This is a genomic window from Melittangium boletus DSM 14713, from assembly GCF_002305855.1.
Taxonomy (GTDB): Bacteria; Myxococcota; Myxococcia; order Myxococcales; family Myxococcaceae; genus Cystobacter; species Cystobacter boletus.
On record NZ_CP022163.1, the window covers coordinates 4,038,460 to 4,051,265 of the forward strand.

The window sequence follows — 12,806 nt, forward strand, 5'->3', positions numbered from 1 at the left end:
GAGAAGAGGAGAACCAGGGCCCGTGAGTAAGACGGACGGGTGCGCCCGCGCGACAGAAAAAGCACACTCGGGCGTCCCTTGACACAGGGCGTCTACCCCGCCCGCCTTGCCACCTCGGCCAAACCTCGGGGACGCTCGGCCGCATGCCTCCGTCCCGCTCGTCCTCGCCGACACGCGCTCACCCCCTGGAGCGGCACCAGCGCCAGCGTGAACGGGGCCATCCCACCCTCAGCGTGCTCGCGGGCCCTCCCGGCGCCGCCCTGGCCTTCTGGCGCTCCTGGCTCGACACGCACGCCCGGCCACTCGCCCTCGTCTCGGAGGGCGCCCCGTCCGTGGGCGTTCGTCAATGGCTGACGGCGCTCGATCGCATCCACCCCCTCGCGACGCTCGCCGCGGACTTCCTCGGGGCCGCGGCGGGTATGAGACCCGGAGAGCTGCCCACCCGCCTGGAAGCCAGGACCGAGCACGAGCGCGACGTCATCCTTCAAGCGCTCTGGCCCACCCTGCCGCCCGGAGACGCGGCCACCGCGTGCCAGCTCCTGCTCAGGTCCGCACAAGTTGTCCACAAGTCCGGCGGGCCGGTGGACGCACTGCTCGCGGAGTGGCCCACCGAGCCCCTGCGCGCACTGGGCGCCATGCATGCCCTCGTTCCGCAAAGCCAGGCACCCGCCCTTCTCCTGTCCGGCGCCGGGGACGCCCGGTGGCTCGCGGACGCGGCGCGCTTCGCCGATCGAGCGTTCAACACGGTGCCCTCGCTCGTCATGGCGCTCCAAGCCCTCCCAGCCGAGGTGGACGCGTACCTGGGATTGCCCGGCGGGAGCCGCGCCCAGACCTACGTCCGGGAAGGCCTGCTCCCCCTCGAGGCCCCGTCCGCCGAGCAGCTCCAGCGGCGTCTGGAATCCCTCGGCCTCCCGAAGGCAATCCAGACGCTGGACGGACCGCTCGCGCGCCTGGCCGAGGAAGGCGTTCCCGATGAGGTCCTGGTCCACTATGGCGAGGCCGCCCGGTACCTCGAGGCCGCCTCGCACGGGTCCGAGAACGTGGACCGGGCGCGCAGCAGCGCCGAGCGCTTCCTCTATGAACTGCTCGAGGCGATGCCCGCCACGCGGGGCCTCTTCGAGCTCAACGCCCGGGCCGGGTTCCGCTTCGGGGGCCGGGAGATCGAGGTGGATTTCCTGTCACGCCGGCTGCGCGTGGCCATCGAGGTGGACGGCTACCACCATTTCCGCGACGAGGTGGCCTACCGCCGGGATCGGCGCAAGGACCTGACCCTGCAACGCCACGGTTACTGGGTGGTGCGCATCCTGGCGAACGACGTGGTGGCGAGGCTCGAGGAAATCCGGGACACTCTTCGTGAAGTCGTCTCACTCCGACGGGAGGGCCTTGAAGGGTCCCCGTCTCACCGGGAGGATGGAGATGCAGGGGCCTGAAGTGTCTCGCGTGGGGGAACTGGTGCTGGTGTGGTTGCTGACGCGCGCGGAGGGTAGGGGCGCCCGCAGTGGCGTGGCCAGCGCGCTCAAATCCCTGACCTCCCACCGATGGAGTCCCGGGGAATGGACGGCCCAGCTCGACGCGACGCTCGCGGCGCTCGCGGAAGGTGGCTTCATCGAGCAGACGGCGCGCAAGGGATTGGGGCTCACGCGCGAGGGGAAGGCCCGGGCCCTTCGCTTCCTCGGAGAGGAGCGTCCGCCGAAAGCCCTCACCTGGAAGAAGGTGCGGCTCACATACCTGACGGCGCGCGCGCTGGGCCTGCCCTCCTCCCAGAAGGAGAAGATAGGCAAGGCGGGGGACCTGAGAGCGGTGCTCGTGCAGAAACAGACGGGCCTGGGGCGCGTCGGCGAGCGCTCGCTCAAGGCCGTCCAGGACGAGCTATGCTGGAAGCAGCTCGGCGTGACGACGGACAAGCCCTTCAATCTCGCGAACGTGCAGTCCTTCCTGCTCACCCGGGTGCTCCAGTCCTCGCGCGAGGTGAAGCCCGGCCAGGCGATGGAACAGCTCGCCGCGCGCCAGGTGGGAGCCCGGCGCACGGATCCGGAGAGTCTGCGCCAGGCGGCCCTCCAATCCTGGCTCCTGCCCACGTCCGCGCCCCAGACGGCTCCCGAGCCCACGAGGCCCGCCGAGGAGCCCCTGTCCGCCTTCGCCGAGCGCGTGCTGCGCGCGGCCCGGGACTCGACGAGCGGACGCTTCGGGGAGGATCGCGTCTTCATCTCCCATGTCTGGCGGGCGCTCGGAGATCCGGTCCTGGATGAGCGCGCCTTCAAGCAGCGGCTCGTCGAGGCCAATCAGAAACACCTCGTGTCGCTGAGCCGAGCCGACATGGTGGAGCTGATGGATCCCTCGGACGTGTCCGCCTCCGAGATCCGCTACCTCAACGCCACCTTCCATTTCATCTCCCTGTAACACCTCCACAGCTCGTCCGGCCCGGGGGAATGCCGATGATTCCGACTGACACGACCGATCTCCGCCTCGCCGCGTTCCTGTCGGACCGCACCGAGGTCCTCCACTCCATCCAGCACCGCCACGAGGTGTGGCGCCAGGATCCCTACGACGTGGAGTCCGTGCACCAGGAGGCACGCGCCTCCTTCGAGCGCATGCTCACGCGCGCCACCACGCCCCCCGGCACTCCCTCGGGACGCATCCTGCTGCTGCTCGGTGATTCGGGGTGCGGAAAGACGCACCTGCTGCGGGCCTTCCGCTCCTACACCCATGAGCAGTCCTTGGGTTTCGTGGGCTACATGCAGATGACGACGTCCACGTCCAACCCCGGACGCTACGTCTTGAGCAACCTCATCGACTCGCTGGATCAGCCCTACCACGAGCCGGGCGAGCCCCATTCCGGCCTGCGCAAGCTGTCCGACGTGCTCCTGTCCCATTGCGGCCAGGTGGCCGCCCTGCTCGCGGATCCCGAGCAGGATCCCGACGAGATCTCCATCCTGGTGGAGAACGCCGCGGATGATCTGCAGAAGCGGCCCCAGTTCCAGAAGTTGGACCTCGATCTGCTGCGCGCGCTGCTCTACCTGCAACGGGACGACACGCGCATCCGCGGCCGGGTGCTCAAATACCTGCGCTGTGAGAACCTGTCCGACAATGATCGCAAGGTGCTCGGCGGACTGGTGCCTCGCATCCACGACACCGATCCCCAGGACATGGTGCTGCACCTGGGCCGGCTCATGTCGACGCTCGGCCATTCGCTCGTGCTGTGCGTGGACCAGTTGGAAGGCTTCGACATCGACGCGGACAACGCCAAGGTGTTCCGCAATGCCATGCACCTGCTGTGTGACTTCGCCGAGCGGGCCCCCTCGTCCCTCATCGTCATCAGCTGCCTCACGGATTTCTGGAGTGGCCTCAAGGGCCGGCTCACGACCTCCATCCTGGATCGCATCGAGCGAGACCCGGAGCCCATCAAGTTGGAGCACTTGCGAACGGCCGACGAGGCTCGTCTCATCGTCGAGCGTCGGCTGGAGCACCTCTACTCGATGGAGGACGCACCGTTCGATCCGGCCGAGCCCACCTATCCCTATAGCCATGAAGGCTTCGAACACCTGTCGGGTCTGAGCACGCGTGAAGTGCTCGACGCGTGCCGCCGTTGGCGTGAGCAGGCCATGCGCTCGGGAGCACTGCCCGACCGGTTCCCCCTGGAGTCGGGGACGAAGGGAGGAAAAGGCATTCTCCCACCCGGAGGACCCAAGCACCTGGTCCTCGACCAGACCTGGAATGACTTCCGCTCCACCCACTCCACGCCGCCTCCCGAGGAGGATGCCTCCCTGGCCGAACTGCTCGCCTGGGCGTTGAAGGCAAGCGCGGACGAGTTGGAGACGGGGCATGGCTTCGACGTGCGGCTCGTCGGAGAAGTGCTCCATGTCGATGTCTCGCCAAGCGGCGAGAAGCTGCACGTGGCCCTGTGCAACAAGGGCACCCAGCGCGGCGGGCTCGCCAATCAGATCGAACAGGTCCGCAAGGACTCACGCGGCCGCACGGCCGTGGTCGTGCGCACGAGCGATTTCCCCAGCAGCCCGAGGGGCACGACCGCCACCGAGCTCGGCAAGCTCATCAGCAAGGGAGGGCGCCGCGCGGTGCTCGAGGACAGCGACAGCCGCACCCTGCTCGCGCTGCGCGCCTTCCGTCAGCAGCACGGGTCCCGCCCGGATTTCTCCACCTGGCTGCGCACCGCCCAACCCCTCACCCAGCTCAAGCCCCTGCGCGACATCCTCGACCTGGATCATCTGCGCTCGGGCACCTCCGCGGCGCCTCCATCCGCTCCGGCCCCAAAGCCCCCCTCGGCCCAGAAGACGCTCGATCTCTTCAAGACCGACTCCACGGACTCCCCGAGCACACCAAAGGTCGAGGGCACGACATCCCTCACCAAGCCCATGCCCGTACAAGTGCGGGAGGCCGCTCCTGGCAGTGCCTCGGTGAGTCCACGTTCCACCGGAAGTACCGGGAAGGACGCCCCGCGCAAACGCGAATCCATCCGCATCGGCGACACGGACAGCCTGCTGCGCGAGCCCGTGCTCTTCACCCCCGACGAGCTGACCCGTCACGCGGCGTTCCTCGGAGGGCCAGGCAGCGGCAAGACGACGCTCGCGCTCAACGTGGTGGAGCAACTGCTCCTGCAAGGCGTGCCCGCCATCCTCGTGGACCGCAAGGGCGACCTGGGCGGCTACGCGACCGAGTCCTTCTGGAAGGACGACGTGAGCGATCCGCGCCGCGCCGCGCGTCAGGCCCTCCTGCGTGAACGGATCGACGTGGCCGTCTTCACCCCGGGACATCCCCATGGACGCCCCCTCTCCATTCCCATCGTCCCGGACGGGCTCGACTCGCTGCCGGACTTCGACCGGCAACAGGCCACGCGCCACTCCGCCGAGGCCCTCGCGGGCATGCTCGACTACCGCCAGAGCCCCAAGGACAAGTCCTGCCGCACGCTGCTCGCTCAGGCCATCGATCAGTTCGTCCAGCTCACGCGCGAGAGCGTCACCCTGGAACGGCTCATCAAGTTCATCGGCGACAAGGATCCGCGCCTCGTCAGTGTCGTGGGCCGGCTCGACGTGAAGCTCTTCGACAAGCTCGCCGATGACCTGAACCGGCTGCTGCTCGACACCCAGACATTGCTCGACACCCAGGCGGAGCGCTTGGACATGGATCTGCTGCTCGGCCGCGGCGCCCACGCCCGGCCCGGCAAGGCTCGCGTGTCCGTCATCAGCACCAAGTTCCTCGGGGACAACAACAGCGTGCTCTTCTGGGTGTCCCAGCTGCTCATCGAGGTGACGCGCTGGCTCAACCGCAATCCCTCCAACACCTTGCAGGCCGTGCTCCTGTTCGACGAGGCGGACATGTACCTGCCCGCCATGCGTCAGCCCTCCACCAAGCAGCCCATGGAGAATCTGATCAAACGCGCGCGCTCGGCGGGATTGGGGTTGATGCTGGCCACCCAGAGCCCCGGTGACCTGGACTACAAGTGCCGCGACAACATCCGCTCCTGGTTCATCGGCCGGGTGAAGGAGAAGGTCTCCCTGGACAAGATGAAGCCCATGCTCAGCGAGGCCCGGGTGGACCCGGCGAAGATCCCTGGCCAGGGCACGGGCGAATTCCACGTCGCCCGCGATGGCAAGGTGGATCGCGTCAAGGCCGAGCCCTCGGCGCTCGCCACCGAACAGCTCTCCGACGACGAGCTGCTGCGCCTGGCCGCTCGAACCCTGACTCCAGGCGTTCCGCCCCACGAGCAAGCCGCCCTCCCGGAGAAGCAGACATGGCATTGAACCCACCCACGGCGAGGTCCGTCACGGGCGACTTCTAATCGGTTCCGGGCCAAGCGGCGCTGAGGAGCTCAGGAGCCCGCCAGCCCTTCCTCGGCGAACAAGGGGAGGGGCACGGTCTGCTCCTCCAGGATGAAGTCCGGCACGAGACCCAGGGACAGATAGCGGTGTCTCACCTCGGGCGGCAGGTACCGGAAGTCGCGCACCACGCCCCGGCAGCTCCGGGTGCAGCACCGGCACTCCATCGTCTCCAGATCCTCGCTCATCGTAGTGGAGTAGTCGTATTGGATTTCCTCGCCCGCGAGGATGTCTCGCATCGCCACGAGCGTGGTGTTGTCCCGGAGGCCCGCGTTGGGCTCACACGAGTGGTTGCCGTACAAGCCGGGGGACTCGAGGTCCAGATACTCCCCGCGTCCGATTTGAAGCATGTTGAAGGAGTCGGGCCGGCCCATGACCTCTCGAAGGGACAGCACCTGACCGGCAAAGGTGAGGATGACTTCCCCTCGCTTGAGTGGCACCTCGGCGAACAGTCCCCGACCCAGCCTGCATTCGGCCACGAACACCTTCTCCATGAACTCCCCCCGGAAGTTGGCTTCTCATTTCATAACAGAGGCCCCCGGAGCGGACGCGACCATAGCCAGGTGGCAGGTGCTCCGTCGTCCGGCAGCGAACCCATGGTCGTGATTTCCCTGGAAGACGGTGGAGCCCCAGACATTCAATCCGCCCGCTGGGGAACCGGGGGAGGGGAGTGGCGTTCATCGACACTCCGAGAGCACCTGGTGGCTATGATGTCCGCGTGAGGCCGCTCCCGGTCCGACACCTGACCTCATGTACCTTCTCGACCTCGCGCTCGCAGCCACGGCGCTCCTCTGCCTCTCCTGTACCCCCACTCCCCACTCACCACACGGCTTTCGGCCCCAGTCCTCATGGAGTGGGCAAGCCACTGGCGCACGTGCTCAATTCAAGCAGTCCTGTGGCGCGGCTTGTGGAGCCCCGGTCAATGTGAGCACCGGGGAAATTCTTGCTCCTACGGCGGTCCGAGCCAGTCCAATGCTAGAGAAAGTCGTTCAGGCCGCCGAAGTCCTCCAAGGCGTCATCACCGTGAGTAGGTACCTCGATGAGGCCCAGAAGAGAGTTGTCGAGGACATCCTGGTAGTGTGCGTGAGGGAAGCCAATACAAAGGTGGACGATGAACTCTTCGGGAAGGGACGATCCCTACCCGATTCGGAGTGCAACAAAGAGCCCACCGTCAGGGAGAAGCTCGCGCCTAGCTGGCGTAGACATCTCGGAAAGCTCAAGCATGCCGCTGCATTCGAATGCATCCAGCAACGGCTCTCGGAGAAGTTCCCCGAGAATTTCTCGATCGAGCCACGCCTCCGAAAAGACGACCTCACCCGAGAAGTGTTACTCACCGACAGGTGGCAGGGCTCACTGCAACCAGACATTGTCATTCATTTCGCCCGCAATATCACCCGGATTCAGTGCATCTACGACCTCAAGTTTCCTTGTGGCTATGACGTGGGAGCCAATCCGTGGACCGCCGATGTCGTGGCCCAAATAACTGCCTACGGGCGCCTCGGTGGTGAGTGCCTTCCCGCGCTCGTGACCCCTCAGCGTGCCATCATTCGCCGGTCCGTGAACCCATGACATCCCTCCGACCGCGAATCCGAATCCCAGGACCCATCCCCTATACGTCATGGTCTCCCGAGACAGGCGAGGTCACGAGATACCTGGACCACCTCATCGCTCGCGATGTCATACGGGTTGTCTTCTTCGTGCCCCACGACCACTTCGACATCGCCACGGGCGTGTCCCACGCACTCGACAGCTACCTGCGTGCTGTCAATGACCGCCCGGTCGCGCTCTCGACATATACCTGCTGCGACTGGGAGCCCAGCCCACTCGATGACAGGGGAGGGGAATTCATTCGAGCCACCCTGAACCCGAAAGAACGCCGATATGCGGATGACTCCCCGCGCGATGAGGCCTCCGACATCTTGAAGGCTGGGGCGGACCCCTACTTCGGCATCTACGGTGAACAGGACAGTGGTTTCTCGTTCGAGTACCACGCTCGGATTCCCTGGCGAGAGGCCTCACCCGGCGACGCCACTGTCCTCCGCGCGACCCTGCCCACGGAATACCTCGAGGAGCGGGGCGCGGAATTCGTCCACGAGTTCTCCCAGGATCTGGCCTCTCGCCTTCCCTTCGCCTCCGGGCATGCTGGGCTCGCACTTGACGTCGCATATCCCAGACTCGGCCGACTCGATGCCCTGCGCCCGCTGATCTTCCGTCACCCTGGATTCGATCTCCGCGATGCCGGCATCCGCGATTCGCTGGGCCCCCGAGTGGATGGCGTCCACTGGATGAATTTCCTTGGCCAGCCCGTTCTCTCCGCGCTGGGTGGAGCAGCGGGCCTTCGTGCTCGGCTTCAATCCTCCACGGACGTCCAGGAACTCGATGACGAGCGTGCCCTGGTGACCCTGGGGCCGGAGCCCGAAGCAGGGGACACGGCTCATGGCCAGACACTTCCCGCATACCGCGAGTTCGCGCGGGTGCTGGAGCCCTGGCTGGAGCCCTTCCCGTGGGACTCCCTCGGCGAACAGGACAACGCCGCCGCGGAGGAGTGGCACCGCTGGTGGCGCCGGTTCCTCGACTGATGCACGCTCAAGGCCCGGGCCAGCTCTGGCCCACCTGCTTCTCGCTCCAGAACCACAGCCGGTCGATCAGCTCGCGGTCCTCGGCCAACCGGGACACCTTGGCGGGCTCGCGGCGGTAGAAGTACTCACCGGATACGCCCGCCACCGCGTCGCTCGTGGCCAGGTACACCGAGGTGTCCGCTCCCTGCTCGGGCGTGAGGAAGAAGGGCTTGAGCAGGCGCATCACCGTCTTGCCAAAGCCCGTCTTCCGGTCCACGCCCAGACGCGTGGCCACCGCGCCCGGGTGCATGCAATTGACGGTGATGGAAGTGCCACGCAGCCGGTACGCCAGCCCCTTGGTGAACAGGATGTTGGCCAGCTTGGACTGGGCGTAGACCCTCCACACGCTGTAGCCCTGGGTGAAGTGGGGATCCTCCCAGCGGATGGAGCCCACGCGGTGCGCGTTCGAGGACACGTTCACCACCCGTCCCTGGGGCGCCGCCCGCAGCGGCTCCAACAGCAGCAGCGTCAGCAGGAAGTGGCCCAGGTGGTTGGTGCCCAGCTGCGCTTCGAAGCCGTCGCGGGTCGTCTCGCGCTTGAGGGAGATGACCCCCGCGTTGTTGATGAGCACGTCCAGCTTCGGGTAGCGGGCCTGGAAGGCGCTCGCGAAGGCACGAATGCTGTCGAGCGAGCCCAGGTCACACAGCATCAGCTCGATCCTCGCCGAGCCGCTGCGCTCGATCGCTTCCCTCAGGGCCTGTTCCCCTCGCTCGGGGCTGCGGCAGGCCATGATGACGGTGGCGCCCTGGCGCGCCAGCTCCACCACCGTGGCCAGTCCCACCCCCGAGTTGGCCCCCGTCACGATCACGGTCTTGTCATTCATGCGGCCCGTGTATCACGCACGGGCGGCCGCATGATCCCATGCACAGGCGGGGGGTCGGGCGTTTCATGCGGCCGGCCCTGGTGCAACGCACGCGCCAGCCTTTCGAGCCTCTGTGGAATAGTCCACGCAGGGGGGATTCTGGGGACCCCCGGTGTACTTGCCGCATGAGGGAGCGGCGCCTAACTGGATTCCATGAGCAAGATCAACGCGTGGGTGTGGGTGGGAGTGGTGGGGCTCGTGGGTTGTGGCGGCTCGAGCGTGGACGGAGGTGGGACGGACACCTCGGGCGGTCAGTCCCACGCGGTGGAGCGGGCCGCCGAGGCCAACTGCGACAACTACGAGGCCTGCGGCGACATCGGCGCCGGCAAGGGGTACTCGACGCGCGAGGAGTGCGTCACCCAGCGCTCGGCCTACTGGAGCGACCGGTGGCCCGCCACGAGTTGTGACAAGCGCATCAACGCCAACCAGTTGTCCGTGTGTCTGGGGGCCCTCCAGACCATCTCCTGCAACAGCCTCACCGACGAGCTCAAGGTCAACAACGAGAAGTGCCCCCAGGCGAGCATCTGCGCCGGCAACTGACCTCGCCCCTTGCCGAACGTGGACTCCGCCCCTAACTCCCGCCCATGAAAATGAATCTCGGACTGATGGTGGCGGGCGTGGTGGGACTCTTCGGCTGCGGCGGCACCGTCGCGGACATCACCAACAAGCAGTCGGACGCGGTGAACGCCGCGGCGGGCGAGAGCTGCGATCGCTACCAGGACTGTGAGGAGATCGGCGCTGGCAAGAAGTACGAGACGCGTGACGCCTGCCTGGCGGAGAACAAGGACTTCTGGAATGGCCGGTGGGAGGCCGCTGACTGCGACGGCCACATCAATGGAGACAGCCTCGATGTCTGTCTGAACTCCATCAAGACCACGTCGTGTGGCAGCATCATCGACCAGATCGACACCGCCTACAACCGGTGCGCCAAGGCCGACGTGTGCAAGTGATGTGAGGCGCGGGGCCTGGAGCCATTCACCGGTTCCAGGCCCTCGTCGTGTCTGGCTTACTTGCCCACGCCCACGGCGGTCCAGGCGTCCTTCACCTTCTGGACCTCCACCGAGTCGGCGCCGTGCAGGTCCGTGGCGGCCTTGATGGTGGCCTCGCGCGCCTGGGCGAACGTGGTGCTGGGCGTCATGTACGTCGTCAGGGCGCGGCCGAAGATCTTCAGGCTCTTGTCCATGCCGATGCCGTCCTTCACCTCCAGGCCCGACGTGCGGTTCTTCCCACCCTCGGTCAGCAGGTAGAAGGCGTTGTTGGCGATGCCGCTGGAGCCGTGCACCTCCGTCTGCTTCGACCAGTTCGAGTGGCCAGAGGACATCAAGCGCGAGCTGTCCTGGGTGAGAGAGCGCACGGACTTGGAGAACGGGCGAACGGTGCTCTACGTGAACCAGGGGGGGCGAGCGGACTGCCCTGGCCGAGGTTCTCTGTTCCGCCCACTGGCCTCGGACTTGGCTCTCCGGGAGGTTGGCATCGGGTTCCCGCCGTACCATGGCCTCTGCCGCACCACGACGCTCGCGATAGTGTGAGGGCTACTCCTGGCCATCTTGGCGAACAGCTCGAATCCGCTTGTAGATCTCCGAGATATCGAGCGCCTCGTTTCCACGACGAATCGATGAGAATTCGTGGACGACGAAGAGGTTCTCCGAGAGCGCGATTTCTCCGAGCTTCACGATGAAGTTGTGCGATCTGTAGAGCGTCACCCAGCCGTATAGCGAGGACGGGACATAGTAGAGCGTGACCGCGTGTTCGTCTGTCGGGACGATCGGCTGCGTGTCGTGGGGAAGCTGCAATACGAACCTGGAGTCGACCGCAACTTGGTCCGGTGCGAGGCGTTCGGGATGGCGGATGTCTTCGCCCAAGATGTAGCAACGCAACTCGTCGAACTCGGGTGCAAGCGCGAACTGGGAGCCGACGCGAGCAGCCAGGACGTTGAGAACGATCTTGGCAATAGCTCTGTTCACGTCGTCGGGGCAGTACGACATGTTGACGTGAACCGATGGGTTGAGAATCGATTGCCCCTCGGCAATCGCCTCGCCACTTGCCACACGAGAAGCATGCTGTGCGTACGCTGCCTGCCAGTTCGCTTGGAGGATCGCCACGAGTTGCTGGGCGTCCTCGGCCGTCTGGGCCCGGAGGTAGCCGTCGTTCTCGCGGTGCATCACAAGGCGCGCATAGGGACCAGCGTTGCTGGGACCGAGCTTGACGTACATCTTGGAGAGACGACCGGCATTGATCTGCCTCACGATGAAGGCATCAAGGCGCTTCAGGGAGTCGGTGTCGGCTGTAAGGATGCAGACCCTCGCGAGACTGCCATCTGGCGCGACGTGGACCTGCGGCATAACCACGGGGCGCACCTCGTTCGTGAGGGCCACGTCGATCATGAGCCCCGTGGCTTCGTCTTTGACGAAATGATCGCCGCCAAGTCGCACGTCGAACGCAGCCTCCGGCGTGAAGCCGATCCGCGAGAGAGCCACCAACGACCGTTCCGCCAGTGCTTGGTCCAACGGGGAGAGCCGCCGGGAGTTGCAGTCCCCGCAGAGGATGGGCTGGACAAAGTCGCCTCCGAGCGATCGAGGAAGGACGTGCTCCCGCGTCGGCCCGCGCACCTGGCGGCAGTAGATGCACGTGATGGTGTCAGGAGATGGCGTGCTCACTCGTCGTCGTCCTTCGCTTCCTCGGCCTTCTTCCGCGCTAGCCAGGAGGCAGCGAATGCAGCCCCGATGGCCGTTCCGATCCCCGGCAAGAGCGCCGTTCCGATCGCCGCTGCTGCGAGCGATCCGGCGGTCACACCTGCGGTGACGGCGGCCATTGATCCTATCGCGACGGCCTTCGCCCGGTTCTTGGCCACGCCAGACCGCAGAAGCCGGCGCATCGTGTCCAGTTCCTCCGGCGTCAGATAGGCCTGAACCTTCTTGGCTTCCTTGCTACCCGGCGCCTTGGCGATCGCATCGAGCTCGTCTCGGCCGAGCAAGAGGAACACGGGGGAGACACCGAGCGCGGCGGAGAGGCCGACCAGCGTCGAGAGTCGAGGGTCTCCTTCGGCCCCCTCAAGCTGGTTGATCGTCGCCCGCGAAACGCCACCAGCGGCGGCGAGTTGGTCTTGGGACAGCCCAAGGGCGCTACGCGCCGCCGAGAGGTTGCGAGCGAGCGTATCTCGCACCTCTTCGAGCGGCAGGGACAGGGGCGCCGAGTCAGGAGCGCGATCCGTCATGCCGAGCGCCTCATGTCGTTAGCGGCGCTACGCAGACTCGCGACTTCGGCGACGAGAATGCGTACCTGCTCGTTCTTGTCCCCGAGGAAAGCGCGGAGTGAAGCGAGCTGCTGCTCCTTGGTGGCAAGCTCGGCCTCAAGCTGCTGCAGGCGAGCACGGTTCGCAGCCTGCTCCTTCTTCCGCTTCTGGTGCTGGTCGACACCGTACGCCGTACCGCCGATCCCGAGAAGAGATCCGACTGCTGCCACGATGCGCCAAAAGACGATGGGGTTCATGATCGT

12 protein-coding genes and 1 pseudogene are annotated in these 12,806 nt (G+C 66.2%); 7 read left to right on the forward strand and 6 right to left on the reverse strand.

The annotated features are described in order from the left end of the window. The first annotated feature begins 143 nt into the window (after nt 1-143). The 3 genes from MEBOL_RS17135 to MEBOL_RS17145 are packed head-to-tail and all read left to right on the forward strand — an operon-like array spanning nt 144 to nt 5,756. Nucleotides 144-1,430, forward strand: coding sequence for an endonuclease domain-containing protein (locus MEBOL_RS17135; RefSeq protein ID WP_095978447.1), 1,287 nt, complete (start codon nt 144-146; stop codon nt 1,428-1,430). Continuing rightward, a complete protein-coding gene (locus tag MEBOL_RS17140; RefSeq protein ID WP_095982832.1) occupies nt 1,417-2,400 on the forward strand; it encodes a hypothetical protein in 984 nt (327 codons plus the stop codon). Before MEBOL_RS17135 ends, MEBOL_RS17140 begins: the two co-directional genes overlap by 14 nt. 35 nt (nt 2,401-2,435) lie before the next feature. Further along, nucleotides 2,436-5,756 carry a helicase HerA domain-containing protein gene (locus MEBOL_RS17145; RefSeq protein ID WP_095978448.1) on the forward strand — a complete coding sequence of 1,107 codons (3,321 nt, stop codon included), beginning with the start codon at nt 2,436-2,438 and terminating at the stop codon, nt 5,754-5,756. A gap of 68 nt (nt 5,757-5,824) precedes the next feature. Here MEBOL_RS17145 and MEBOL_RS17150 read toward each other — a convergent pair whose 3' ends face one another. Beyond that, entirely contained in the window at nt 5,825-6,325 is a 501-nt protein-coding gene (locus tag MEBOL_RS17150) for an SET domain-containing protein (protein WP_095978449.1), read from the reverse strand. 478 nt (nt 6,326-6,803) lie between these two features. On the opposite strand from MEBOL_RS17150, the gene MEBOL_RS17155 reads away from it, so the two are divergent. Both MEBOL_RS17155 and MEBOL_RS17160 read left to right on the forward strand, forming a co-directional pair. After that, complete coding sequence (locus MEBOL_RS17155; protein ID WP_095978450.1) at nt 6,804-7,400, forward strand: hypothetical protein; 597 nt, start codon at nt 6,804-6,806, stop codon at nt 7,398-7,400. Nucleotides 7,401-7,561: 161 nt separating this feature from the next. Continuing rightward, a complete protein-coding gene (locus MEBOL_RS17160) occupies nt 7,562-8,410 on the forward strand; it encodes a type VI immunity family protein (RefSeq protein WP_218920918.1) in 849 nt (282 codons plus the stop codon). 7 nt (nt 8,411-8,417) lie between these two features. Here MEBOL_RS17160 and MEBOL_RS17165 read toward each other — a convergent pair whose 3' ends face one another. Then, nucleotides 8,418-9,272, reverse strand: coding sequence for an SDR family oxidoreductase (locus MEBOL_RS17165; RefSeq protein WP_095978452.1), 855 nt, complete (start codon nt 9,270-9,272; stop codon nt 8,418-8,420). Between the two features lie 192 nt (nt 9,273-9,464). Here MEBOL_RS17165 and MEBOL_RS17170 point away from each other — a divergent pair, with 192 nt between their 5' ends. Both MEBOL_RS17170 and MEBOL_RS17175 read left to right on the forward strand, forming a co-directional pair. Then, nucleotides 9,465-9,851, forward strand: coding sequence for a DUF6184 family natural product biosynthesis lipoprotein (locus MEBOL_RS17170; RefSeq protein ID WP_095978453.1), 387 nt, complete (start codon nt 9,465-9,467; stop codon nt 9,849-9,851). A gap of 44 nt (nt 9,852-9,895) precedes the next feature. Beyond that, the gene (locus MEBOL_RS17175; protein ID WP_245919843.1) at nt 9,896-10,261 is read left to right on the forward strand and encodes a DUF6184 family natural product biosynthesis lipoprotein; all 366 of its coding nucleotides are present in this window, start codon (nt 9,896-9,898) and stop codon (nt 10,259-10,261) included. Nucleotides 10,262-10,317: 56 nt separating this feature from the next. Here the strand turns inward: MEBOL_RS17175 and MEBOL_RS17180 are convergent. From MEBOL_RS17180 to MEBOL_RS17195, 4 genes and pseudogenes are all read right to left on the reverse strand, one after another. After that, nucleotides 10,318-10,620: pseudogene (locus MEBOL_RS17180) on the reverse strand (M4 family metallopeptidase); the annotation flags it as partial. A 223-nt stretch (nt 10,621-10,843) separates the two neighbouring features. Continuing rightward, nucleotides 10,844-11,968 (reverse strand): HNH endonuclease, encoded by a 1,125-nt coding sequence (locus MEBOL_RS17185; protein WP_157775080.1) that lies wholly within the window; start codon nt 11,966-11,968, stop codon nt 10,844-10,846. Further along, nucleotides 11,965-12,525, reverse strand: coding sequence for a helix-turn-helix domain-containing protein (locus tag MEBOL_RS17190; protein WP_095978457.1), 561 nt, complete (start codon nt 12,523-12,525; stop codon nt 11,965-11,967). Before MEBOL_RS17190 ends, MEBOL_RS17185 begins: the two co-directional genes overlap by 4 nt. Beyond that, complete coding sequence (locus tag MEBOL_RS17195; protein ID WP_095978458.1) at nt 12,522-12,800, reverse strand: hypothetical protein; 279 nt, start codon at nt 12,798-12,800, stop codon at nt 12,522-12,524. The genes MEBOL_RS17190 and MEBOL_RS17195 overlap by 4 nt, the downstream gene beginning before the upstream one ends. Nucleotides 12,801-12,806 lie beyond the last annotated feature (6 nt).